The organism is Archangium sp., assembly GCF_036277355.1.
Classification (GTDB): domain Bacteria; phylum Myxococcota; class Myxococcia; order Myxococcales; family Myxococcaceae; genus Archangium.
Genome location: NZ_DASUNC010000018.1, coordinates 1 through 23,714, shown reverse-complemented (window position 1 = coordinate 23,714; position 23,714 = coordinate 1). Strand labels below are relative to the sequence as shown.

The 23,714-nt window shown below is 70.4% G+C and carries 19 protein-coding genes and 1 pseudogene; 10 read left to right on the top strand and 10 right to left on the bottom strand.

Features of this window, described 5'->3' with window-relative positions; all coding sequences use genetic code 11:
• Positions 1-182 precede the first annotated feature (182 nt).
• The 7 genes from VFZ09_RS04965 to VFZ09_RS04935 all read left to right on the top strand — a co-directional run bounded on the left by VFZ09_RS04965 (position 183) and on the right by VFZ09_RS04935 (position 11,551).
• Entirely contained in the window at positions 183-743 is a 561-nt protein-coding gene (locus VFZ09_RS04965; RefSeq protein ID WP_329726316.1) for an XRE family transcriptional regulator, read from the top strand.
• Between the two features lie 91 nt (positions 744-834).
• Positions 835-2,436, top strand: a complete 1,602-nt coding sequence (locus VFZ09_RS04960) for a hypothetical protein (protein ID WP_329726315.1) — start codon at positions 835-837, stop codon at positions 2,434-2,436.
• A gap of 12 nt (positions 2,437-2,448) precedes the next feature.
• A complete protein-coding gene (locus VFZ09_RS04955; protein ID WP_329726314.1) occupies positions 2,449-3,480 on the top strand; it encodes a DUF1175 domain-containing protein in 1,032 nt (343 codons plus the stop codon).
• On the top strand, positions 3,462-8,165 hold the full coding sequence (locus VFZ09_RS04950; protein WP_329726313.1) for an alpha-2-macroglobulin family protein: 4,704 nt from the start codon (positions 3,462-3,464) through the stop codon (positions 8,163-8,165). Before VFZ09_RS04955 ends, VFZ09_RS04950 begins: the two co-directional genes overlap by 19 nt.
• Positions 8,162-8,869, top strand: coding sequence for a DUF2135 domain-containing protein (locus tag VFZ09_RS04945; RefSeq protein WP_329726312.1), 708 nt, complete (start codon positions 8,162-8,164; stop codon positions 8,867-8,869). Before VFZ09_RS04950 ends, VFZ09_RS04945 begins: the two co-directional genes overlap by 4 nt.
• 5 nt (positions 8,870-8,874) lie before the next feature.
• Positions 8,875-10,878 carry a SpoIID/LytB domain-containing protein gene (locus VFZ09_RS04940; protein WP_329726311.1) on the top strand — a complete coding sequence of 668 codons (2,004 nt, stop codon included), beginning with the start codon at positions 8,875-8,877 and terminating at the stop codon, positions 10,876-10,878.
• Positions 10,859-11,551: a hypothetical protein gene (locus VFZ09_RS04935; protein ID WP_329726310.1), complete on the top strand. Its 693-nt coding sequence runs from the start codon at positions 10,859-10,861 to the stop codon at positions 11,549-11,551. The genes VFZ09_RS04940 and VFZ09_RS04935 overlap by 20 nt, the downstream gene beginning before the upstream one ends.
• Here VFZ09_RS04935 and VFZ09_RS04930 read toward each other — a convergent pair.
• A complete protein-coding gene (locus VFZ09_RS04930; protein WP_329726309.1) occupies positions 11,530-12,141 on the bottom strand; it encodes a 2OG-Fe(II) oxygenase in 612 nt (203 codons plus the stop codon). The two genes, VFZ09_RS04935 and VFZ09_RS04930, sit on opposite strands and share 22 nt — an antisense overlap.
• A gap of 41 nt (positions 12,142-12,182) precedes the next feature.
• On the opposite strand from VFZ09_RS04930, the gene VFZ09_RS04925 reads away from it, so the two are divergent.
• Positions 12,183-12,803 carry a DUF4230 domain-containing protein gene (locus tag VFZ09_RS04925; RefSeq protein WP_329726308.1) on the top strand — a complete coding sequence of 207 codons (621 nt, stop codon included), beginning with the start codon at positions 12,183-12,185 and terminating at the stop codon, positions 12,801-12,803.
• 113 nt (positions 12,804-12,916) lie between these two features.
• Here the strand turns inward: VFZ09_RS04925 and VFZ09_RS04920 are convergent, their stop codons facing one another.
• The 7 genes from VFZ09_RS04920 to VFZ09_RS04890 all read right to left on the bottom strand — a co-directional run bounded on the left by VFZ09_RS04920 (position 12,917) and on the right by VFZ09_RS04890 (position 19,944).
• Entirely contained in the window at positions 12,917-14,164 is a 1,248-nt protein-coding gene (locus VFZ09_RS04920) for a tetratricopeptide repeat protein (RefSeq protein WP_329726307.1), read from the bottom strand.
• A 33-nt stretch (positions 14,165-14,197) separates the two neighbouring features.
• Positions 14,198-14,815: a TIGR02265 family protein gene (locus tag VFZ09_RS04915; protein ID WP_329726306.1), complete on the bottom strand. Its 618-nt coding sequence runs from the start codon at positions 14,813-14,815 to the stop codon at positions 14,198-14,200.
• Between the two features lie 73 nt (positions 14,816-14,888).
• On the bottom strand, positions 14,889-15,503 hold the full coding sequence (locus tag VFZ09_RS04910) for a TIGR02265 family protein (RefSeq protein ID WP_329726305.1): 615 nt from the start codon (positions 15,501-15,503) through the stop codon (positions 14,889-14,891).
• Positions 15,504-15,522: 19 nt separating this feature from the next.
• A complete protein-coding gene (locus VFZ09_RS04905) occupies positions 15,523-16,146 on the bottom strand; it encodes a TIGR02265 family protein (protein WP_329726304.1) in 624 nt (207 codons plus the stop codon).
• A 325-nt stretch (positions 16,147-16,471) separates the two neighbouring features.
• On the bottom strand, positions 16,472-17,140 hold the full coding sequence (locus VFZ09_RS04900; RefSeq protein WP_329726342.1) for an HAD family phosphatase: 669 nt from the start codon (positions 17,138-17,140) through the stop codon (positions 16,472-16,474).
• A 2-nt stretch (positions 17,141-17,142) separates the two neighbouring features.
• Complete coding sequence (locus tag VFZ09_RS04895) at positions 17,143-17,769, bottom strand: TIGR02265 family protein (RefSeq protein WP_329726303.1); 627 nt, start codon at positions 17,767-17,769, stop codon at positions 17,143-17,145.
• A 138-nt stretch (positions 17,770-17,907) separates the two neighbouring features.
• Positions 17,908-19,944: a response regulator gene (locus VFZ09_RS04890; RefSeq protein ID WP_329726302.1), complete on the bottom strand. Its 2,037-nt coding sequence runs from the start codon at positions 19,942-19,944 to the stop codon at positions 17,908-17,910.
• 81 nt (positions 19,945-20,025) lie between these two features.
• Between VFZ09_RS04890 and VFZ09_RS04885 the strand changes: the two genes are divergently transcribed.
• Both VFZ09_RS04885 and VFZ09_RS04880 read left to right on the top strand, forming a co-directional pair.
• Entirely contained in the window at positions 20,026-20,832 is an 807-nt protein-coding gene (locus tag VFZ09_RS04885) for a DUF2270 domain-containing protein (protein ID WP_329726301.1), read from the top strand.
• Positions 20,833-20,897: 65 nt separating this feature from the next.
• On the top strand, positions 20,898-21,902 hold the full coding sequence (locus VFZ09_RS04880; protein WP_329726300.1) for an isocitrate dehydrogenase (NAD(+)): 1,005 nt from the start codon (positions 20,898-20,900) through the stop codon (positions 21,900-21,902).
• A gap of 268 nt (positions 21,903-22,170) precedes the next feature.
• On the opposite strand, the gene VFZ09_RS04875 is transcribed toward VFZ09_RS04880, so the two are convergent.
• Together VFZ09_RS04875 and VFZ09_RS04870 are read right to left on the bottom strand one after the other, a co-directional pair.
• Positions 22,171-22,800 (bottom strand): hypothetical protein, encoded by a 630-nt coding sequence (locus VFZ09_RS04875; RefSeq protein WP_329726299.1) that lies wholly within the window; start codon positions 22,798-22,800, stop codon positions 22,171-22,173.
• An 11-nt stretch (positions 22,801-22,811) separates the two neighbouring features.
• Positions 22,812-23,714, bottom strand: a pseudogene (locus VFZ09_RS04870) (hypothetical protein); the annotation flags it as partial.

Below are 23,714 nucleotides of genomic sequence, written 5' to 3'. Positions count from 1 at the left end.
CAATCTACCGCGAACCTGGGCCTCCGCCGTGTCGCGAGCGGGTGGGCTCTACCCGCTCACGGGTCCAGGAGGAGGCACGAGTCGCCTTCGAGCTTCATCGTGTCTCCTCCTTGCACGATGAAGTACGCCCGGGCCGCTCATCCGTTGGTGGCCGTGCCAACGCATTGGCAGAATGCCATCCCATGAGCGACGAGGAGCTGGCGGGCTGGCTGGCGCGCAACATCAAGGCACTCCGGGAAGCGCGAGGGGCGACGCAGGCGCAGCTCTCGAAGCTGGCGGGCGTGCCCCGGGCCACCTGGGCGAACCTGGAATCGGGGACGAGCAACCCCACGCTGGCCGTGTTGCACCGTGTAGCGTCGGCCCTCCAGGTGTCCCTGGAGGAGCTGGTGGCGAAGCCCCGGGCCAGTGCGCGGCACTACCCCCGCGAGAGCCTCACCGTGCGGCAGCGGGGGCCGGGCTTCGTCCGCAAGCTGCTGCCGGATCCGCTGCCGGGAATGGAGTTCGACCGGATGGAATTGCCCCCGGGAGCGCGGCTGACGGGCGTGCCCCACACTCCCGGTACGCGTGAATACCTCGTGTGCGAGTCGGGCCGCATGGCGCTGGTGGCCAGCGGCGAGCGCTTCCTCCTGGAGACGGGCGATGTAGTGGTTTTCCGAGGGGACCAGAAGCACTCGTACGAGAACGTAGGACCGAGGGTGGCGGTGGGCTATTCGGTGGTGCTGCTGGCTCCCACGCTGCGGTGACGGCGTCCCCCCGGGCCTAGGTTTCCGGGGCATGTGTGTGCTACGAAACAGCGCGTTCCCGAGCCCACACTCGACGGGGGGGATTGAAAGAATGCGGAGCCGATCACTCGCGGCAGTTGCGCTCATCTTCGCCATGGTCTCTGGCTGCACCTGCGGCGGTGGAGACAAGGAGACGAAGAAGGGCCCGGCGCCCTCCGAGCTGTTGAAGTCCCTGCCCAAGGCCGCCATCTACCGGCCCACCGCGCTGGTGCCCAAATCCGTGCTGGACTCGCCCCGCTCCATGGTGGTGGCCGCCGCCGATGCCCGGGGCACCTGGGACGCCTTCATGCGGACCGCGCCCGGCAAGGCGCTGGTGGAAGGCCACGCCATCGAGCACGTGAGCCTCTCCGCGCAGATGGAGCGCGCCCTCTCGCTCAGCCATGACCTGGCCTCCGCCTCCGAGCACCCGCTCGCCGCGGATCGCCTCGCCGATGCCCTCTCCGGCCCGGCCGCCATCGGCGTGGTGGACAATGACGACGACGACGCCGACCTCCTGCTGGTGAAGGAAGTGGATGGCTCCCAGGAGTTCGTGGTCCGGCTCGCGCTGATGGCCTCCACCCTGAAGGGTTACGGCGTGAGCACCGAGCAGCACGAGGGCCACCCCCTGCACAAGCTGCAGCGCGGCAGCCGCGTCCTGCACGTGGCCGCCTTCCAGAACGTGCTCATCGCCTCCACCGACGTGAAGCTGGCCAGGGAGGCCCTCTCGCTCGCGCTCGGCAAGGGCGGTGAGTCCGTCGAGTCCGTCGCCGGCTACAAGAAGGAGGTGGAGAAGCTGCAGGGCCACCGCCTCGCCGCGCTGATGACGCTCGAGCCGGACGGCCCTCCGGCGCTGCTGCTGGGCCTGTCGCAGGTGGCGCTCGGGCTGGACGTGGACTCGGGACAGATGCAGCTCGGCGGCGAGCTCTCCGACTCGCCCGGCACCGTGGCCGCCTTCCGCGCGCTGGCCTACGTGCCCAGGGACGCGGTGTTCTTCTCGAGCCTCGGCGCGGCCAATGCCGAGGCCTTCCTCGAGCGGCTCGGCAGCCCGGGCGGCACCAGCGCCAAGGACATGCGCAAGGCGCTCGTCCTCCCGAATGAGCTGGAGGACGCCCTCACCGACGAGGCCTTCTATGGGCTGCTCGGCGTGTCGGACACGCGCTTCGACCACCTGGTCGGCCTGGGCCTGAAGGATGGCGCCGCCGCGTCCAAGGCCTTCCCCAAGCTGGCGAAGAACTGGCTGGACGAGCCCGGCAAGAAGGACGTCGCCCCGGGCGTCTCCGCCTTCTGCAACTCCACCGAGGGGCTGTGCCTGGCGCTGACGAAGGACTACCTGCTGGCGGCCACGGACCTGGAGTCGCTGACGGCCGCGGTGGAGACGGGGCTCGGCAAGCGCCCCGCCCTGTCCGACGTGAAGGGCTTCCAGCAGGTGGGCAAGAGCGGTGACGTCCGCTTCCTCACCGCCTACGTGGACACCGCGAAGGCGGCCGACGCCATGCTCACCTTCTTCAAGGCCGTGGGCCGGGGCCAGAGCCAGGGCTTCGACACCGGCGACGTGGAGGCCAGCGTGGCGCCGCTGTGCGAGGCGATGAAGAAGCTGCCGCCCTATGGCGGTGGGCTCGCCGTGAACGGCACCGGGGTGGCCGGCCAGTTCCAGCCGCTGCCTGTGCAGCAGTAAGGGGGCCGCCGCGTGAAGTGGGCTCTCGCCATCGCCGCCGTGCTGGCCGCGCCAGCGCTGGGCCTGCGCACCTCCGCGCGGGTCGAGCGCTCCGCGTCCGAGCTGCCCGCCGATGGCAGTGCCTCGATGAGCTTCCACGTCCAGCCGCGCTCGCTGCTGGGCCTCTCCGCGCCGCTGCTGCCGTCCACCCGCGCCAGCCTCTCGCTCTCGCCCTCCATCGCACGGGCCTCGTGCGGTGCGGGCGCCCATGGCCCGGTGTGCACCGTCGTCGCGGGCACCACGCCGGGCGAGGTGCACGGCACCCTGCGGGTGGAGGATGCGCTCGGGCTGGTGGCGGAAACGCCGGTGGAGCTGCGCCTGCGGGCGGATGACTCCGACACGGACAAGGACGGCTTCCCGGACGCCGTCGAGCTGGACTCGGAGGATGACCGGCAGGCGTTCCGCCGCTGGTTCGTGACGCTGGCCGCCGCGCAGTACCCCACGCCGGATCCGCACTGGCCCGAGGTGCACCGCGACTGCGCCGGGCTCCTGCGCTTCGCCTACAAGGAGGCCCTCAAGGCCCACGGGGCGGGCTGGCGCAAGGGCCGCGAGCTCCACACCGCCTCCGCGCCGGACGTGCGCAAGTACCACTACCCCGCCGTGCCCGTGCTCGGAGACAAGCTCTTCCGGGTGGCGGCCGGTGCCTATGACGCCCGGGGGCCGCTCGAGTCGGCCTTCAGCGCGTCCGCCAGCGCGCGCTGGCTCCTGTCCGCCAACGCGGTGCGCATCCCCTCCGGGCAGGCCCTGCCGGGAGATCTGCTCTTCTTCGAGGACCCCGAGGCCCGCGGGATGTCCTACCACTCGATGGTGTACCTGGGTGACCTCGACGGCATCGGGCCCGAGGTCGTCTACCATACCGGCCCCGACAGCCGGCCCGGCGGTTCCAAGGGAATCGTCAAACGACTCCGACTCGAAGACCTTTTGTCGCATCCGGACGAGAAGTGGCGCCCGCGCGACGACAACCCGCATTTCGTGGGGTTCTACCGATGGAAGATTCTCGACTGAAGTGGCTGTTCGCCGTGCTGTGCGTGCTCGCCGCGCCGGACGCATTCGCTCGCGGGCGCTTCTACCTGTCCACGCAGACGGTGGCCGCTCCGGGCACGCAGCCCACGGTGAGCATCGAGGCCAGCGGCGTGAACGCGCTCTCCATGCGCGTCTACCGCGTCCCCGAGCCCGAGGCCTTCATGCTCGGGCAGACGGACCTGCACCGTCCGGTGACGAAGAACACCCTGCGCGACAAGCACCTCTTCACGGTGCTCACCGGCGGCTACCGCGCGGCGGCCACCTCGTTGCGCGAGCAGGTGCGTGACGCGGTATCCCCCAAGGCGCGTGCCTCGGCGCTGACGGTGCTCGAGCCGGCCAACACGGGCCTGTCCAAGGCCCAGTCGGCCCCGGCCCGCGAGCAGGTCCGCATCCCGCTGCTCAAGGAGTATCCGCTCGTCAGCTACTGGCGGGAGGACCTGGACGGCACGGTGCCGGACTCGGCCTCCACGGAGGAGAGCGAGGACGGCGAGGGCTACTCGGGCAACAGCGGGAACTGGACGCTGCGCACGCTGGAGCTGGGCGTGAAGGAGAGCGGCGTCTACCTGGTGGAGGGCGTGACGGGCGAGGACGTGGGCTACACGCTGGCGGTGGTGTCGCGCATCGGTCTGATGGTGCGGCAGGGTCCCGAGCAGACGGTGGCGCTGGCGGTGGACCAGACGACGGGCGCGGCGCTCCCGGGCGTGAAGGTGACGCTGTACGACCAGGGCAAGCCGTACGCCGAGGGCGTGACGGACGGGGACGGCCTGTTCAAGGCCAAGGTGAAGGCGGCCACGCAGACGCTGGCGCTGGCGCGCAAGGGCGACGACGTGGCGCTGGCGGATGCCACCTTCTACTCGGGGGCGGCGAATGACCGGGTGGTGTACCTCTTCACGGACCGGCCGGTGTACCGCCCGGGGCACGAGGTGCACTTCAAGGGCATCATCCGCTCGCGCGCGGGCACGGCCTATGCGCCGCCGAAGGGTGGCAAGGCGGACGTGTCCCTGGTGGATCCGGGCGGCACGGCCATGGACACGCTGGAGGTGGAGATCGCCGCGAATGGCAGCTTCACCGGGCGCTTCGAGCTGCCGGGCAAGGAGGCGCAGCCGGCGGCGGGCGTCTGGCGCATCCGCGCCGAGGTGGAGGGCGAGGCCTTCGAGGGCGAGTTCAAGCTGAAGGAGTTCACCAGGCCGGAGTACCAGGTGAGCGTGCAGCTGGGCCGGCCCTCCTACGTGCAGGGTGACGAGGTGTCGGGCCGGGTGCAGGCGCGCTTCTTCCACGGTGGCGTGGTGAAGAACGCGGACGTGCAGCTGACCGTGTACCGCAGCCGCTTCTTCATCCCGGAGTTCACGGACGCGGAGGCGGACTTCTTCGTCTCCGAGGGTGAGCGCGCCTCGGCGGGCCGGGAGATCGTCCAGGAGACGTCCGGCAAGCTGGATGCGAACGGGACGTACGCCTTCGCCTTCCCCACCCACAAGGACGGCCAGGACTACACGTACTCCATCGAGGCCAAGGTGGTGGACGGCTCGGGCAAGACGGCCCGGGGCCAGAAGGCGGTGGACGTGACGGTGGGCCGCTTCTTCCTGTCGGCGCGGGCGGACAAGCTCGTCTACGAGCCGGGGGACGAGGTGTCGCTCCAGGTGGTGGCGCGCGACTACGGCGAGAAGCCGGTGGCCGCCCCGGTGCAGGTGGAGGTGAAGTACCAGAAGCGCACGGGCGAGTCGGTGGCCGAGGCCTCGCTGCCCGCGCAGCAGCTCCAGGTGGCGGCGTCCGCCACGGGAGGCGTGCAGAAGCTGAAGCCCACCGAGCCCGGGGCCTACGTGGCCCACCTCACCGCGAAGGATGATGCGGGCTCGGTCATCACCACCACGGTGCCCTTCTTCGTCACGGAGAAGGGCGGGGACATCCCCATGGCCAAGGGCGGGCTCGAGCTGTACTCGGACAAGCCCCGCTACAAGGTGGGCGACGAGGCGGTGGTGCTGGTGCGCGCCCCGTTCGACTCGGCCAGCGTGCTGCTGACGCACGAGGGCCTGGAGGTGCTCTCCAGCGATGCGCTCGAGCTCAAGGGCTACTCGGCGGTGCTGCGCTTCAAGGTGACGAAGGAGATGACGCCCAACATGTACGTGGGCGCCATGGCCATCTCCGCCGGGCGCACCTTCCGCCAGGAGCTGCTGGTGCGCGTGCCGCCCACGGACCGGGTGCTCCAGGTGGAGGTGACGGCGGACAAGGAGAAGTACGCCCCGGGCGACACGGGCACCTTCACGGTGTCGGTGAAGTCGCCGGACGGCAAGCCGGTGGCCAACGCCGACATCGCCCTGTCCGTCGTGGACGAGGCCATCTACGCCGTCTCGCCGGAGATTGCGCCCTCGCTGCCGGAGTTCTTCTTCCACCCGGTGCGCGACAACGTGCGTGGCACCAGCTCCACCACGTTCCGCTTCTACGGCTACGGCCGCAGCGTGCGCGAGCAGATGAGCCAGCTGGTGCAGCGCAGCCGCGCGGGCTTCGGTGACCTGAAGACGCTCTCGCGCAAGGTGCGCAAGGACTTCAAGGACACGCTGCTCTTCTCGCCCAACCTGGCCACGGGCCCGGACGGCAAGGCGCAGATGAAGGTGACCTTCCCGGACAACCTCACCACGTGGCGGGCCACGGCGCGCGTCATCACCGCCGACACCTCGGTGGGCTTCGGCGTGGGCAAGGCGCGGGTGCACCAGGACTTCCAGGTGCGGCTGGCCACCCCGCGCTTCTTCCGCGAGCGCGACACGCTGCAGCTCGGCGTGCTGCTGGAGAACTCCACCAGCCAGAAGGGCACGGCCACGGTGACGCTCGAGGCCACCGGCGTCGAGCTGACGGAGAAGCAGAAGAGCCTCTCGGTGGACGGCAATGACCAGGCGGTGGCGGTGTTCCCCGTCAAGGTGGTGGGAGCCGACGGCAAGGTGAAGCTGCGCGCCACCGGCAAGCTGGGCAGCCACTCCGACTCCGTGGAGCTGGAGGTGCCGCGGCTGGCGCACGGCGCGCTGCTGAGCGAGGCCGTCGTCGCCTCGCTGGGCTCCGACTCCACCGGGCCGGTGGACCTGGCCCTGGAGATTCCGGCCTCCGCCCACCCCGAGGCCTCGCGGCTGGCCGTCTACGCCAGCACCGGCATCGCGCCGGCCATCGAGAGCGCCCTGGACTACCTCGTGGGCTACCCGTACGGCTGCACCGAGCAGACGATGAGCCGCTTCGTGCCCAACCTCGTGGCGGTGAAGGCGTACGAGCAGCTCAAGCTGCCGCGCAAGCAGCGCCACGAGGAGCTGCCGAAGATGGTGATGGCGGGTGTGGCGCGCCTGCGCCAGCTCCAGCACGGCGATGGCGGCTGGGGCTGGTGGGAGGAGGACGAGACGGACGCGGCCATGACGGGCTACGTGGTGCAGGGCCTGGCCATGGCGCGCTCGCTCGGCTACGGCAACGAGGAGCTGGACCAGATGCTCACGCGCGGCCTGGCGAAGCTGTCCTCGCTCACCCACGGCAACATGGATGACGGGCTCCGGGCGAAGCTGCTCTACAACCTGGCGGTGGCGGGCAAGTCGTCGGACTCGATGCTCACCGCGCTCTCGCAGAAGGTGCGCGAGCAGGCCGAGCTGTCCGCCTACACCAAGTCGCTGGTGGTGCTGGCGCTGGCCGAGTCGGGCAAGAACGACGACGCCGCCGCGCTGGCCGAGGAGCTGGAGCGCTCGGCCAACCGGGTGGGCGAGCTGGTGGTGTTCGGCGGCAGCGGGACGGAGCCCTGGTGGCAGGGCCGCATCCAGCCGGCCATGGCCACGTGGGACAAGGACCCCATCGAGTCCACGGCCTCGGCGCTCCGGGCGCTCGCCCGCGCGCGGCCGTCCAGCCCGTTCATCGACGGCGCGGTGAAGTTCCTCCTGCAGCAGCGGCGCGAGGGCCACTGGCAGAGCACCCGTGACACAGCGGTGGTGGTGTCCGCGCTGGCCGACGTGCTCCCGCGCTTCGCCAGCCAGACGCAGGGCGCCACCGTGGCCGCCGTGCTGGATGGCCAGCCGCTCGGCGAGCGCACCTGGGCTGGAGAGGACCTCTATGGTCCCGAGCTGATGGTGGGTGAGTCGCTGACGGTGAAGCCGGGTCCGCACACCCTCCAGGTCGCGCGCAAGGGCGAGGGCGCCGGGATGATGCTCGAGGCGCGGCTGTCATACCTGGACGCGGGCGAGGGCCTGAAGGCGAGCAGCAGTGGCCTGACCATCAACCGCCGCTACCACCGCGTGGTGCGGGAGCAGGGTGGCGCGGGCATCCAGGAGACGCTCCAGCCGCTCGGCAAGAGCGCCGAGCAGGATGGGCTGCTCTTCGTCGAGCTGGAGGTCAACGCGCCGAACGCCGTGGAGTACGTGATGCTGGAGGATCCGCTGTGCTCCGGCTGCGAGGTGGAGGAGGCCGACGTGGGCCGTACGCCCGGAGGCAGGGACCTGCACCCCAAGGGCCTGCACCGCGAGGTGCGTGACGAGAAGGTGGTCTTCTTCGTGAGCGACCTGAAGGCGGGCAGGAACGTCTTCGGCTACATGATGACGCCGGGCCTCGCGGGCAACGTGCACGTGATGCCGGCCACCGCCTCGCTCATGTACCACCCGCAGGTGCGGGGGACCTCGAGCGAGCAGACGCTGACGGTGGGAGGTGAGCCGTGAACGCCCGGACGTTGCTGTCGGTGCTGACGCTGTTGCTCTGTGGTGCGACCTCCGCCTGGGCCAAGGACGCGCCCACGGTGACACTCGCCACGCCGGCCGGGGGATGGACCTCGAACCGCGTGGCGCGCATCACCGGCACTGTCTCCGACGCCTCGCTGGGTGTCGGCACCCTCTCCATCAACGGCACCGAGCGGCCGCTGCCCCTGCGCGGCGGCTCGTTCGACCTCTCGCTCGTGCTGTCGCCGGGGATGAATGTCATCGAGGTGTCGGCGGCCAACGACGCGGGCGTGGGCCGCGCCAAGGTGTCGGTGTTCGCCAAGGTGCCGAAGATCGACCTGCGCGTGGTGCTCTCGTGGGACACGGACGGCACCGACCTCGACCTGCACGTGCTGGAGCCCTCGGGTGAGGAGTCCTGGTACGGCCACAAGGAGACCGCGAGCGGCGGCTCGCTCGACGTGGACGTGACGACGGGCTACGGGCCGGAGATCTACACCCAGGCCAACTCGCAGGCGGGCGTCTACAAAATCCTGGTGGACTACTTCTCCGACAACGGGAACGCCCAGACCGAGGTGAAGGTGGACGTGCTCCTCCACGAGGGCACCGACCGCGAGGAGCGGCACAGCTTCCGTCACATGCTGACCCGCACGGGCGGCAAGTTCGAAGTGGGCACCTTCACGGTGAAGGCCGCCCGGGTCGTGGAGTAACCGTCGTGCCGCTCGGACTGCTGTTGGTGCTGGCCGTGGCCGGAAGCACGCCCGAGCTGCGCACCCGGCTGGCCGAGCGCGCCGAGGCCCTGCTGCCGGACGAGGATGACGCGGCGGCGGTGGTGGACCTGAGCACCGGAGAGCTGGTGCTGGCCCATCACCCCGCCATCCTCACGCGCGCCTTTCCGCCCGGCAGCGTGCTGAAGCTGGCCAGTGCCTACGCGGCGCTCGACTCCCACCGGCTGCCCGAGGGGCCGCAGCGCTGCACGGGCCGCGCGGAGATTGGAGGCCGGGAGCGGACGTGCTGGCTCCGCCCGGGCCACGGGCGCATCGAGCTGACGCGGGCGCTGGCGCTCTCCTGCAACATCTACTTCCACGCGCTGGGAGACGTGCTCGAGGGCGAGGCGCTGCTGCGCGCCCTGCGCGACTTCGGGCTCGGGAGGCCCACGGGCGCACTGCCCGGAGAAGAGAGCGGCGTGTTGCCCCAGGCCCTCTCGCGCGAGGACCGGATCCGCGTGGCGGCCGGGGACAGCGAGCGGGTGCAGACGACGCCGCTCCAGTTGCTGCAGATGGCGGCGGTGGTGGCGGGGCGGGGACAGGCGCGGAGCCTGGGCGAGGTGGGAGGCCGGCAGGGGCCGCGGCTCGGGAACGTGGCGGCGGTGGAGGTGCTGCGCGAGGCGATGCGGCAGGCCGCGGAGAGCGGCACGTTGGAGGCCACGCGGCTGGGAACGCTGGAAGGCGCGGGGAAGACGGGCACCGCGCGCTGGGAGAAGGGCTGGCACACGCACGGCTGGTTCATCGGGTTCGCGCCGTTTCGTGCGCCGCGCTTCGCCGTGGTGGCCTTCGCCCGGGAAGGACGCGGAGCCCACCAGGCCGCGCAACCGGGGACGGAGCTGTTGAGCCTCGCGCTCGGGGGTGATGCGCCGAAGACCACGCCCTGGGAGCGGCCCCCGGGCCACCTGCGCGTCCGCGTCCTGGAGAAGCTGCGCCCGGTGCGCGCCACGGTGATGACCAACAACGGCGGGCGGCTGCGCTGCGATGGAAAGACGCTGGACCTGACGGGCGCCACGGCGGAGATCGACCAGGGGCTGCTGGACCTGGGCCGGCCGGACTGGCGCTGCCGCGAGCTCTACGCGCCGGGAGAGGGAGTCATGGTGCGGCTCGGTGCCATGACGCGGCGGTACCGGGGAGCGCTGCGGGCCACCGTGCTGGACGGGCAGATCGCCCTGTTCAACGAGCTGTCCGTGGAGGACTACCTCCGGGGCGTGGTGGGCAGCGAGCTGGCCGGGAAGCCGGAGGCACTCAAGGCGCAGGCCATCGTCTCGCGCACCTACGCGCTCGCCGGGCGCAACCGGCACGAGAAGGCGGGCTACGACGTCTGCGACCTCACCCACTGTCAGCTCTACCGGGGCCGGCAGGACGAGCGCGCCGAGGTGGACAAGGCGGTGGAGGCCACGCGCGGGAAGGTGCTCCGGGGACGCAATGCCAGCGAGCCCCTGGCGCCGGCCTATTTCCATTCGAGCTGCGGCGGCGCCACGAGCACGGCCGCGAGTGTCTTCGGCTCGTCCGAGTCCTCCAGTGCGGTGGAGGATCGGCTGGGCACGTCCGGACCGCTGTGCGCCGCCTCACCGCACCATCGCTGGCACTTCGAGGTGTCGCGGCAGGAGCTGGCCCGGGCGCTGGGGATTCCCGCCGAGGGTCCGGCCTTCGAGGTGCTGCGCAAGGACAGCGGAGGCCGTGCCTTGGAGGTGCGCACGTTCGGCGTGCCGCTGTCGGGCGAGACCTTCCATGCCCGGGTGGGGCGGGTGCTGGGCTACCAGACGTTGAAGAGCCTCGCGGTGAGCGCGCGCGAAGCCGGCGGCAAGGTGCGCTTCGAGGGGCGGGGACTCGGCCACGGCGTGGGGCTGTGCCAGTACGGCGCCACGGAGTTGGAGCGGCGCGGGTACACGTACGAGAAGATCCTGAAGCACTACTTCCCGGAGCGCACGCTTGGCGCACCCCCTCCTTAGCGTGGTGATGAGCGCGGTGTTGGCGGCCGAGGTGCAGGTGGGCGCCACGGTGGTGCGGCACGAGGAGGGCGCGGAGGGCGTGGCCACGCGGGTAGCGCGAGCGCTGGAACGGGCACGCCAGTCACTGCCGCCCTTCGTGGGGACGGAGGTGCCGGAGGTGCGGGCGGCGCTGTCCGAGTCGGTGGACGCATTCAGCGCACGCACGGGCCTGCCTCGCACCGCCGCGGCCGGAGTGGTGGAGGGCGAGGTGCTCTTTCCGCCCGCGCGGGTGGTGGACCGGATGGAGGACCTGGGCGCGCTCACGAGGCACGAGGTGGCGCACCTGGCGTTGATCTCCCATGCGGGGCCAGCGCTGCCCCGATGGTTCGTCGAGGGGTTCGCCACGGCGCTGGTGGAGCCGGGGCCCACCGCGAGCGGCCCGGAGGACTGCCGGGTGCTCACGGCGGAGTTGCTGGAGGTACGTCCGGAGGTGCGGGAGCGGGCCTATGCGCGAGCGGCGGCGCTCGCGAGGCGGATTGCCCGCGAGGCTGGTGGCGTGGAGGCGCTGTGGAAGCAGCTCTCCGCGAGGCCCGATGCCCGCGCGTTCTGGCGGATGTACCTGGGAAACAAAACGATCCGGGAGCACGCCTGCGAGCCCCCTCCACCGAAGCGTTACCCCGCGTTCCGCCCGTAGAACCACGCGGTGAGCGCGAGCCGGGGACCGTGCGCGGGCAGCACCTCGTGCTCGATGCGCTCGCTGAGGAACACCACGAGCCGATCCAACGTGGGCTCCACGTCCACCGGGCCGCGCTCGGGGTAGATGCGCAGCAGGCCCCCGTGGGCCGGCACCCAGTCCGGATTGAGGTAGTAGAGCGCCGTGACGCGCCGGTTGGACTGCCCGGGAAACGCATCGAAGTGGCGTGCGTACCTCGCTCCCTCGCCGGGGTACCAGGCGAGCTGCAGGTCGAACCGCCCGAGCCCCAGGTACGCCTCGGCCGACAGCGCCTCACCGAGCGCGGCATACGCATCCCGCAGCCGGCTGATCGCCGAGCCCCGCTCCTCCTCCTTCACCCAGGTGATGAAGTCGCCTCGGGTGTCCCGGTCCAGCGTGTGGTCCGCGCCCCGGCGGATGCCCGCCGGACGCAGCTGGCCGGCCTCGACGCGCGCCCTCGCCTCGGCGTGGATGGCTCGGGCCTCCGCCCCCCCGAGGAAGGACGCACGGGTGAACCATCCCTGTTCACCGAGTGATTGGATTTCTTCATCCCGAAGCGACAGCGGGCTCATGGCTCGGCGAACCCTACCCCACCCTGGCTAGAATGGGGCCCATGCTGCGTTTCATCTCGCGGGTGTTGCTCGTCCTCGTCGCATTGATCGCCGGGGCCGTGGGCTCGTTCCTCTTCCTCCGCCCCAAGCCCCCTGCCCTGCCCGATACGCCAGCGCTCGTCACCCGCGTCCGCGAGGTCGCCCGGCTCGAGACGCTCCAGGTCTCCCTCTACAAGAAGGTCGAGTTCTCTCCCCAGCCCCAGGCCACCGACGCCCTCTGGAAGGACGTCATCAACTGGGCCCGCTACTCCATCAACACCCCCATCGGCCGCGCCATCGTCTTCGCCGACGTGCACTTCGGCTATGACTTCAGCCGCCTCGATGGCTCCGCCATGCGCATCCAGGGCAACCGCGTGGACGTGGTGCTGCCTCCCCTGGAGGTCAAGGTGGAGCTCAAGCCCGGCGAGACGGAGATCATCGGATCCAACCTCGACAGCGCCCAGACCACCCTCCTCCTGGAGAAGGCCCGCGAGGCCTTCGAGCGCGAGGTGAAGGGCGATGCCCGATTGAAGGAGCGTGCCCGGCGCTCGGCGGAGAACACGCTACGCGTACTGTTCCTCTCCGCGGGCTTCCGCGAGGTGAACGTGGTGGACGTGCTGCCTCCTCCGGCGACCGCGGGGTAGGAGAACGGGCTCGGATACCCTCACCCCGTCCCTCTCCCGGGGGGAGAGGGGATATGCCCGCGGAGATATACCCGCGGAGATGGGCTCACAGTGGATTCGCGGGGAAGGTGCTCTCACACGGCGGCGAGGGTGCCACCCTCGAGGCGGAAGAGGCCCGGGATTCCGTCCGGCGCACCTCCCAGCCGCGCCAGCGCCTCGCACGCGGAGGCGTCCGACTCGCGGCACACCAGCGTGAACTCCCGCCAGCCCAGGTGCACTCGCAGCGGCACCTCTCCCGCGTGCAGCACCAGCCGTCCGCGCTGCTCCGCCGTGAGCAGCCTCGCCCCGTCGTACCCGTCGCCCCCCGCCACCGCCCACAGGCCGCTGAACGTCTCCGCGAGCACCACCTGCCCCTCGTCCAGCACCACCGGCCTCACCGGCGCGGGGTGGGCCTCCAGGTTGCGCCACGCCAGCGCATCCACCTCCTCCGCGGACAGCCCCGCCGGCTCCAACGCATCCCCCGGCAGGTAGTGCACGAACTCGGCGTCCTCCAGGACGTAGAACACCGCGAGCCCCGCGGGCCCCGGCCGATGCAGCGCTCCCGCCGCCTGCGTCTCGAAGCCCCCGGGCCTCAGCACCGGACGCAACCGCGCCTCCAGCGTGCCCGCATCCACGGCGGGCCCGGACAACCCCCGCAGCCGCGCCACCAGGCCCTCCACGTACGTGCCCAGCTCCTGCGAGCCATCGCGATAGGCCGCGTACAACGACGCCACGTCCACCCGCCCCACCTCGCCCGAGGCCAGCTTCACCAGCAGATCCTTCCCCTGCCTCCGGCACGCCACGCCGGCCCGGTGCAGCGCGGCCAGCAGCGCGGCGGTGAACTCCGGGCGCAACGCCTGCACCCGGGGCGCGGGCGGAGACGGCACGTCCGCGGCTTCCAGCTCCGTCTTCAGCAGCCGCGCCTCCTCGTCGAAGGGATCTCTCCGCAGCACGTCCGCCACGTACTCCCGTGCCCGGCCGTGCTCCCCCCGCCGCAGCGCCAGCACCGCGAGCACCTTCTGGGCCTCGGGGTCTCCCGGGTTGAGGACGAGCGCCTCGCGCAGCACCGCCTCCGCGTCGCCCATCCGCTCCAGTCCGAGCAGCGCCCGCGCCAGCCCCAGCCGCACCTGCACGTCCTGCGGAAAGTCGCGCCGCAGCGTCTCCAGCAGCCGCAGGGCCTCGCGCTCCGCACCCGCGTTCACCAGCGCATGCGCCACCGTCAGGCGCAGCGTGGGCCCCGGCGTGTTCCGTGCCGCGCCACGGAGCGCCTCCAGCTCCGCGTCACTCAGGGTCTCGCCAGCCTCCACCTTGCGGCGGAGGCGCTCCAGGGAAGTCGGGTCCACGGCGGCAGTCTAGCCACGCCCCGCCCCCGCGGCTCACTCCCAGGTGAGCTCGTATTCGCCATCGAGCGCGCCCGTCTGGCGTCCCACCACCCGCACGTTCCGGGCCCCCGAGCTCTCCACCAGGACCTCCAACACCCCTTCCATGAAGGGGAGCGGCATGAACTCGCGCTCCATGCTCCAGTGGAAGCACGCCGGGCCCGCCCACCGCGTCGTGTGCTTGCCGTAGCTCAACCCCATCCGGAAGCCGACGTGAGCCCCCTCCAGGAGCCGCTTCCTGTCACCGCCCGCCAGCATCAGCATCAGCCTGCCCGCGTGCGAGCACAGGAAGGCACTCGTCCCCTGCCGGCCCAGCAGCCGCAGGGCCCTCTCGCTGCCCCCATGCCGCGCGGCCAGCGGCTCCAGGCAGAGCGCCATCATCTGGAGCCTCAAGCGGACGGGGTAGCGGAAGAACTCCACCGGCTGCTCGTGCCCGCAGACCTCCCGGCAGCGCCGCACCAACCCCTCGTCCCCGAGCACGCGAATGGCCTCCAACGTGCTCCGCAGGAACGCGCCCCACGCGGTGTCCGCGGGTGTGGCCAACGCCACGCGCTGGGCCAGGTCCCGTGCCCAGACATCCCCGGGAGGATCCGCCGCCTTGGACTCCATGCCCATGCTCAGCCCCCTGACGATGGGACCCACTTCCACCGCACCAGGAACGAGCCGTCCAGGCAAGGGTCACTCCCTCTCACTGCCAGGAAATGTCGTACTCACTCTCCAGCATGTCCGTCTGACGCCCCACCACCTTCACCTTGCTGGCATTCAACCGCTCGAGCATCGCCACCAGCATGCCCTCGTGGAACGAGGGGGGCATGAAGTCGCGCTTCATGGTGAAGCGGCAGCACTGAGGCCCCGTCCACCGCACCGAGCGCTCGCCCGTCATCGACATCCGGTACGTCAACGGCAGGTTGTTCACCAACCGCTTCGGCTCGCCGCGCACCAGCACCTTCACCGTCCGGCCGGCCTCGGACTCCAGGAAGTCCATGGCCACGCAGTGCCCCATGCGCCACAGCGCCTGCTCCACGTCCGTGTGTCGCGTGGCCAGCTCCGGCATGGCCACCGACAGCATCTGCAGGTGCAACCGCATGGGGTAGTTGAAGAAGTCGAAGAAGCGCGCCTGCCCACACGCACTGGCGCTGCGCTTCTCCAGCGCCTCGTCCCCGAGCGCCCGGATGGACTTCAACACGCTCTGCAGGAACAGCCCGCGCGCGATGTCCTCCGAATTCGCCAGCGCCATGCGCTGGCCCCAGAACTGACCACCGTCCCGGGGGGACACACTCCACGCCATCGCCGCGCTGCTCATTCCCCGCTCACTCCTGGTCTCACTGCCAGCAGAAGTCACACTCACTATCGAGCCCCCCCGTGGGACGCCCGCTCACCTTCACCTCCCGCCCGCCCCACATGCTCAGCGACATCTCCATCACCCCCTCGTGGAAGGGGTGGGGCATGAAGTCGCGCTTCAAGATGAACCGGCCACTCCGGGCGCCCGTCCACTTCACCTCGTACTGCCCGAAACTCACCGCCATGCGGTAGGCCATCGGCAGCGAATACCCCAGCTGCCTCGGGCTGCGCGGCGTCAGCGACAACATCACCTTGCCCGCCCCCACCCGCATGAAGCGGTTGGCCACCAGCCGCCCCAGTTGACGCAGCGCCTCCTCCGCGTCGCCGAACGCCTCCGCCAATACCGGCAGCGCCGTGCTCACCATCTGGCAGTGCATCCGCGCGGGATAGCTGAAGAAGTCCAGGAACTCGGATTCCCCACACTCCTCCACACACCGCTGCGCCAGCGAGCCGTCCCCCACCGTGCGCAGCACCTCCAACGTCCCGTTGAAGAGCATGCCGCGGATGGTGTCCTCCGAGGTCGCCAGACACATCCGCCGCTCCAATTCCTGCTCCCACGTGTCTGCCTTTTCCCACCTGGTGCGTGCGCTGATGGTCACGGCCATGTGTGTCCCCCTTGGCAGGAATCAGCCCGGCTGCTGAGGAATGTCTATCCTAATTGTTTCAGGACTTGCTGTCAGCAGGGGGCATCACGAATGAGCCCGTCCTCCGAGGGAAGAACGGCCCCCGTACCTCGTTTCGTCCACTCTCGTTGTGGGATTGTGCTGGCAGCGCACACTCCATCCCTGTCTATGAAAGCTTTCAGTGCTGCAATGCTATTCACGATTCCGGTGTGATGGGATTCAAACAGCCCCGCCGGAGAAAAGGGCCGGGAGCCCGCTCCCCACGGGCCGAAGTCCGTGGTGACCCGGCGGGTGGGGTCCTCCCGACTCAGCGTCCGCCGAAGAGCAGCCGCTCGAAGTCTCCGGGGAGGGAGGCGAAGTCGGAGGTGACCCAATGGGCTCCGGCCTCGCACAACACCTGCGCGGGTGTGAGCGTGGAGACACCCACGGCGATCATCCCCGCCGCGCGCGCCGCGTGGATGCCGTGCACCGCGTCCTCGAAGACGACACACGCCGCGGGGTCCACATCGAGCGCCCGCGCGGCGGCGAGGAAGAGGTCCGGCGCCGGCTTGCCCCGCGTCACGTCCTCGGCGCCCACCACGTGGGAGAAGAAGGGGCGCAGCTGGAGGCCGTCGAGCACGAAGGCGCGGTTGGGGCGCGGCCCCGCCGAGGCCACCGCGAGCCGCAGGCCGGCGCCGCGCAGCCGCGTGAGCAGCTCCCGGGCCCCGCGCACGGGCACCATGTGCGGCGCGTAGAGCGCGCGGTAGTGGGACTCCTTCTGCTCCGCCAGCCGCGCCAGCTCCTCGGGAGGCACGGGCCGGCCGAGCAGCGCGGGGATGATCTCCTCGTTGCGCCAGCCGTTGAACTCGCGCTCGAAGCGCTCCGCGGGCGTGTCCACGCCGAGCGAGCGGGACAGGGCCACCCACGCCTGGATGTGGAAGCGCAGGTTGTCGACCAGGGTTCCATCCAGGTCGAAGATGACGGCGGCGGGCCCCATGCTCACGCCACCCACGAGACGTCGTAGTCGCTCTCCAACGTGGAGAGCTGCTGGCCCACCACCCGCGCGCCCCGTGCGTGGGCCTTCTCGAGCACGCCCAGCAGCAGGCCTTCCTGGAAGGAGGCGGGCATGAACTCGCGCCGCATGGTGAGCCGGCAGCTCGTGGGCCCCATCCACACCACCGAGCGCACCCCGAAGCTCACCGAGGCCCGGTACATGGACGGCATGTTGCCCACCATGCGGTTCGTGTCTCCCCCGGCCAGCAACTGGAGCGCCAGGCCCGCGGTGGAGGACAGGAAGCACGCCGCGGCCCCACGGCCGAGCAGCCGCAGCGCCTCGGAGATGCCGCCGGAGCGGGCCTCCAACATCCGCGCCGCGGTGAACACCATGCGCAGGTTGGCGCTGACGGGATAGGAGAAGAAGTCCACGAGCTTCTCCTCTCCGCTCACCCGCTGACACCTGCGCACCGCCTCCTCGTCCCCCAGGATGCGCACCGCGTCCAGCGTGGCCCTCAGGAACATGCCCCGCGACGTGTCCGCGGGCGAGGCCATCGCCAGTCGCTGCTGCAAGTCCTCGTCCGAGCCCGGGGGAGCAGGCACCCACCAGCCCCGCTCATCGACCCTCTGCATGCATCCCCCCCCGCGTGTCGAGGCACCGAGCATGTCCACACTGTAACCCTTCCGCCCCTCTTCGTCAGGCACGCCTCCTGTCTGTCATTGAGTTTGAAGAAATACATTCCCGGTGTGGCTCTCACGCGGGAGGTGGGGTCACCGCGCCCCCCCCCCGGTCGCGTGTGACTCGGACTGGCCGAGGAAGTCGTCCAGCGCGCCCACGTCGATGGGCTTGCGGAACACGGCGTCCACCAGCGCGAGGTTGGCGCGGTTCTGCCCGCGCACGTCCATGCCCGTGACGATGGCCAGCAGCGCTTGCGGCGAGCGCTTGCGCAGCTCGCGCGCCACCTCCCAGCCCGACATGTCCGGCATCACCGCGTCCAGCAGGGCGGCGTCGTACCGGCGCTCGTCCCACATCTTCAGCGCCACGTCGCCGCTGTTGGCCACCTTGACGTCGTAGCCCTCCTCGCCGAGCACCTCCGCCATCATCCGCGCGTTGTCGGGGTCATCGTCCACCACCAGCACCCGGCGCGTCTGCTGGAAGCGCCGCGGGCCCACCGCCACCTCCCGGCTCTCCCGCGCCCGTGCCACCTCCTCCTCGGAGCGCGCCAGCGGCAGCCGCACCACGAAGGCGGCCCCGCCCTCGGGCAGGTTCTCCACCGTCAGCTCTCCGCCCCAGCGCTGAACCTGGTTGCGCGCCACCGCCAGCAACAGCGAGAGCTGCGGCGCGCCCGCATCGCGGTTGAGCGGATCGAACACGCGCGTCATGTCCTCCGCCTCGTACGGCGTGCTGGAGTCCGCCACCCGCAGCGTCACCCACCCGTCCGCCTCCCGCCGCGTCTCCACCAGCACCCGCCCGCCCTCGTCGCTCAACCGCTCGCGCTCGGCCAGCAGCAGGTTCACCACCAGCTCGCGGAAGAAGCCTGGATCCGCGCGCACCGCTCCCGGCTCGCCCAGCCGCTGCTCCACCGTCACCGGGTGCTCGCGGCCCTCCAGCTCCGCCCGCGCCAGCTCCAGCGCCTCGCGCACCGTCGCGTCCACCTGCACGTCCGACAGCTGCTCCTCGGTGCGCTGGACGTTGAACTCCTGCAACCGCGCCACCAGCTCGCCCACCTGCCCCACCGTCTTGTCGAGCGCGTCCAGGTGCTCGGGCTTGAACTCGCGCCGCAGCAACGTAATCCGCAGGCGCAGCACGTTGAGGAAGTTGTTGAGCGCGTGCGCCGCGCCACTGGCCAGCTGCCCCAGGGCCTGGGTGCGCGTGCGCTGCAGCAGCCGGCCCTGCAGCCGCCGCACCGCGTCGTTGGCCGTCATCAGCGCCTTCGTCTTGGTGGCGGCCTCGGTGCGGTCGGTGAAGGTTTGAATGACACCGGCCAGCTCGCCCTCCTCCTCCCAGATGGGCGTGGCGCTCAGCTCCAGGGTGGCCTCACCCCCGCCGGGCCGCTCCACCACCATCATCACGCCGCGCACCGGCCCGCGCTCCTTCAAGGCCCGCATGAAGGGCATGTCCGCCAACTTGAAGGGATCTCCATTGGTCTGGCGCGCACTCACCTGCGAGAGCACCACCGCCAGTGGCGACTGCGAGCGAGAGCCCACCACGGCCCGCATGGGCACGCCGATGAGCCGGCTCACCGGTGGCGTGGCGAAGGACACCGTGCCGTCCACCTCGGCCAGGAGGATGCCCACCTCCACGTGGTGCAGCACCGACTCCATCACCGCCGCCTCGCGGAAGCGCACCTCCTCCGTCCGCAGCACCCGCGCGAACGAGGCCTGCGCCGACGCATGCGCCTCACCCACCAGCTCCACGATGAAGGTGGCCACCTCCGGCTCCAGCACCCCGTCGTTGCGCCGGGCGTAGACGTAGAGGAGCACCTCCTCCAGCGACTTGAACTCCCGCGCCAGGTCCTCCACCTCGAAGCGCTGGTTGTACCGGCGCGCCCCGTGCGAGCGCACCACCTCCGGCCAGAGGTTCAGGGCGTCCTTCCCCCGGTCCCTGAGCAGGCGGACGAGCTCGTCGATCAACCGGCGCAGGGGCGCGCGCAGGTTGCGCCCGGAGATGTCCAGTTCATACGTCTCGGCGCGGATCCGCTTGGACCACAGACGCACCACGCGCTCCGCCTCGTCTTCCAGGAGCTGGAGCACGGCGGCCACCGCATCCACGGGTGGCGGGGTGTCATGGAGGAAAGGGATGGCCATGGTTCCTCCGGGAGAGAGTGGGCACGGCGGTCCACCACGGCCACCCGTGCGTCCGGGCCACACACCAGGGGAGAGCAGACGATGGCGGGTAACGGCAACGAGCGGGACAAGAACGAATACGAGGCCCTGCCGCTCTCGGACGCGTCCATGGCCCAGCTGTTCCGGGGCGAGCTCAGCCGCTCGGACACCTGGCGGTCGCGCCTGGACAACACCACCAACTGGTCCATGACGACCACCGCCGCCGTCGTCTCCTTCGGCTTCTCCGGCGGCGCCGAGCCCGTCGTCTTCCTGGTGGGCATCGGCATGGTGCTCTCGTTCCTCTTCATCGAGGCGCGCCGCTACCGCTACTACGATCTGTGGATCCGCCGCGTGCGCCTGCTGGAGGAAGGCTACTGGGTGCCCATGCTGCGCCGCGAGCCGGTGGATCCGGACGCCCTGCGCGAGCTGGCCGGCCTCATGGAGCGGCCACAAATCCAGCTCTCGGTCTTCTCCGCCATCTCCACGCGCCTCAACCGCGCGTACGGCCCCATCCTGCTGGTGCTGACGCTCTCCTGGTTCGTGAAGGTGTACAGCCACCCGTGGTCAGCGAGGAGCTTCGCCGAGTTCGTGGAGCGCGCGCACATCGGGCCCATGCACGGCGGCTTCGTGATGGCCTTCTTCTTCCTGATGGTGCTCGTCTTCTCCTACCTCTTCGTGGCCTCGTTCTTCACCAAGGCCCCGCTGGGCGAGCTGCGCACCCGGCCCCGAGGACGGCGCGCCGCGTTGTGGGAGTCCTTCTACCGGCCCTACGCCACGCTCGCCCCGCGCCGCCGGGGCCGCCGCAGGACGCCCTCCCGGCCTCCGGAGCCTGCGTCCGAGCCTCCCATCCAGACTCCATCGACGCATTAGCCAGGCTGCGCCCAGCGCGTTTTCCTCCTTTCGGGGCCCTGCCTTTTGTGCTTGAAGCGCGGGCCATGGCGAATACGCGTACGGTTACGGTCATCAATGGCGACGGCATCGGCCCCGAAGTGATGGCGGCCACCATCCGCGTCCTCGAGGCGCTCAAGGCTCCGCTCGAGTTCGAGTTCAAGGACGCGGGAGCCGAGGTCATCGCCAAGTACGGCACCAACCTGCCCCACGAGACGGTGGAGGCGGTGCTGCGCAGCGGCGTGGCGCTCAAGGGGCCCACGGGCACGGTGGTGGGCGGCGGCATGGCCTCGGCCAACGTGGGCCTGCGCAAGCGCCTGGACCTGTACTCCTCGCTGCGGCCCGTCAAGAGCGTGCCCGGCGTGAAGACGCGCTACGACAACGTGGACCTGGTGGTGGTGCGCGAGAACACCGAGTCGCTCTACGCCGGCCTCGAGCACATCATCGTCCCGGGCGTGGTGGAGTCGCTGAAGATCATCACCGAGAAGGCCTCCACGCGCATCGCCCGCTTCGCCTTCGAGTACGCCCGGAAGCACGGGCGCAAGAAGGTGACGAGCGTGCACAAGGCCAACATCATGAAGCTGTCGGATGGCCTCTTCCTCGACTGCACCCGCAAGGTGGGCCGGGAGTACCCGGAGATCCAGTACGAGGAGGTCATCGTCGACAACATGTGCATGCAGCTGGTGAAGGATCCGTCGCGCTACGACGTGCTGGTGATGGAGAACCTGTACGGGGACATCATCAGCGACCTGTGCGCGGGCCTGGTGGGCGGCCTGGGCCTGGTGCCGGGCGCCAACATCGGCGAGCGCACGGCGATGTTCGAGGCGGTGCACGGCACGGCGCCGGACATCGCGGGCAAGGGCCTGGCCAACCCCACCGCGCTGATGATGTCGGCGGTGATGATGCTGGACTGGATGGACCTGCGGGACGAGGCGCGCAAGTTCGAGAACGCGCTGGCCAAGGTGCACGGCGAGGGCAAGGTGCGCACCGGCGACCTGGGCGGCAGCGCCACCACCCGCGAGTTCACCGACGCCGTCATCGCGGCGCTGTAGTCCCGAGAAACAGCAGTCCCCTCGCCGAGCAGGACCCCTCTCCCTCCGGGAGAGGATCCCCCCGTCGTTCAAAGGGGGGGCAAGCCCCCGGGGTGAGGGTGTCGAGCCTCCCGGGCTCCACCCCTGCCCCCGCGTCACCCTCCGGAAGCGGCCAAAAGCCGTCGCGGATGTTCCTCGTCCCGCAGACAATGCAGTCGAACCGCGGAAGAACTCACCCGCCATGCGTCGGCCATGCCCGGACGCCGCACCAGAGAGAGTCGTGGCCAGGTCAATAGAGAATGAAGTCAAATCGCGCGATGGCTGCCCGGAGTTCTTCCGGGGTGGTCTCCAGCCGTCTGGCAATGGTTGGCGCGTGCTCGGACAGGGACCTCGTGGCGGGAGGACGCTTATGGAGATTCTCCACGACAACGTCACCAAACAAGCCCGGCCACTTGACGCTGAGTAATTCGGGCGCTCTACGAACAGGGTCCAGGATGGTGAAGCAGGGCCACGTGGGGAACCACAGGGTGCTGGGGTCACTCCCCATGATGCGGCAGCCGTCCAGACGCGCCTCGGAGAAGTCGCAGTCCTCGATGGAGCCCAGCTGGTACTTGGGCTCCTTGCCGTACTCGGGCCAGTGCCCGAAGTCACACCCCGACAGCCGCCCCTTGAACCGGCAGCCCTTGAGTGAAGATGTTATCCAGTCCTGGTGGTTCTTCAGTTCCTGCTTCACCTCGAAGGCGCAGTCGATGAACTGGACTTCGCGGATGAACAGGTTCCGAGCAGCCACCTTCAGCACCAGGGTGCAATTCTTCAGCGTCAGGTTGCGGCCCAGGAAGTAGAGGGTGCCTTTGTCCGTCAATTCCAGCCGTTCATTCTCGAGGTGCTTGTCCTCGTAGAAGACCTTTTTGGCAAGCATCCGCCGTCCTTTCAGAAGGTGAGCATCCGGAAGAACTCGCCCGCCATGCGCCGACCGTGCCGCGCCAGGTTCGACGCCGTCCCGGAGAGAATCTCATACCGGCGGCCCGTGGCATGGTCAATCACGTCGATGCCTTCGCTCAGTTTGAACTCGTAGAGATGGTCGAATTGGCTCTTCACCGTGCGTTGCACGAAACGGCCCCGGGCCTCGCGCTCCAACAGGTGCGCAAGCCAGTATTCGCCCTTCTTGAGGGCCTCCTTGATGGCGTCCGACTCTCTCGGAGAGAGTCTGTGCAGCCCCCATTGCTGGGCGGCCTCGGTGACGGCCTTCTGGAGCCTGTCACCCACCTCGTCTTCGACGGGGATGTCGTTGATGGACATGCCACGACGCAGGTGCCACCTCTGGCCATTGGGCAGAAGGACCTGCAGGTTTCCACCCCGGTGGCGGATGGCGACAATGCCCGAGGAGCCGATCCCGGAAGCGGCCCCGCCGCCCCGCCCCTTCTTGAGCATCACCACCGCCAGCGGGCCGTGCGGCGTGGCCGCCACCGTCTCCACCGCCACCACCGCCCGCGCCAGCGCGCCCTCCTCGGCCACCAGGACTTCCATGCGCCCCAGCACCGCGGCGCCCCCCTGTGCCCGCCACTGCGCGCTCGCCAGCCCGTAGCCCGGTAGCGCCCGCACCCGCGCCGCCACCTCCCCCACGGTGCGCCCCGTCAACGCGCCCACCGCCAGCAGCATCGCCCGCGCCGCGTCCGTGCCCAGCACCCGGGCGAAGCCCTCGCCCGCCTCGCGCAACTCCTCGAAGGTGGTGGCCTCGTGCGCCCGCATGGCCATGCCGGCCCAGCCGTCCATCAGCCCCCAGAGCGTGTCCACGCCCAGCCACGCCACCAGCACCACGGACAGCCCGGCGGC

Coding starts and splice junctions, on each gene's coding strand:
- VFZ09_RS04965 (WP_329726316.1), top strand. CDS start 183: ATGAGCGACGAGGAGCTGGCGGGCTGGCTGGCGCGCAACATCAAGGCA.
- VFZ09_RS04960 (WP_329726315.1), top strand. CDS start 835: ATGCGGAGCCGATCACTCGCGGCAGTTGCGCTCATCTTCGCCATGGTC.
- VFZ09_RS04950 (WP_329726313.1), top strand. CDS start 3,462: ATGGAAGATTCTCGACTGAAGTGGCTGTTCGCCGTGCTGTGCGTGCTC.
- VFZ09_RS04930 (WP_329726309.1), bottom strand. CDS start 12,141: ATGAGCCCGCTGTCGCTTCGGGATGAAGAAATCCAATCACTCGGTGAA.
- VFZ09_RS04925 (WP_329726308.1), top strand. CDS start 12,183: ATGCTGCGTTTCATCTCGCGGGTGTTGCTCGTCCTCGTCGCATTGATC.
- VFZ09_RS04915 (WP_329726306.1), bottom strand. CDS start 14,815: ATGGGCATGGAGTCCAAGGCGGCGGATCCTCCCGGGGATGTCTGGGCA.
- VFZ09_RS04910 (WP_329726305.1), bottom strand. CDS start 15,503: ATGAGCAGCGCGGCGATGGCGTGGAGTGTGTCCCCCCGGGACGGTGGT.
- VFZ09_RS04905 (WP_329726304.1), bottom strand. CDS start 16,146: ATGGCCGTGACCATCAGCGCACGCACCAGGTGGGAAAAGGCAGACACG.
- VFZ09_RS04900 (WP_329726342.1), bottom strand. CDS start 17,140: ATGGGGCCCGCCGCCGTCATCTTCGACCTGGATGGAACCCTGGTCGAC.
- VFZ09_RS04895 (WP_329726303.1), bottom strand. CDS start 17,769: ATGCAGAGGGTCGATGAGCGGGGCTGGTGGGTGCCTGCTCCCCCGGGC.
- VFZ09_RS04890 (WP_329726302.1), bottom strand. CDS start 19,944: ATGGCCATCCCTTTCCTCCATGACACCCCGCCACCCGTGGATGCGGTG.
- VFZ09_RS04885 (WP_329726301.1), top strand. CDS start 20,026: ATGGCGGGTAACGGCAACGAGCGGGACAAGAACGAATACGAGGCCCTG.
- VFZ09_RS04880 (WP_329726300.1), top strand. CDS start 20,898: ATGGCGAATACGCGTACGGTTACGGTCATCAATGGCGACGGCATCGGC.
- VFZ09_RS04875 (WP_329726299.1), bottom strand. CDS start 22,800: ATGCTTGCCAAAAAGGTCTTCTACGAGGACAAGCACCTCGAGAATGAA.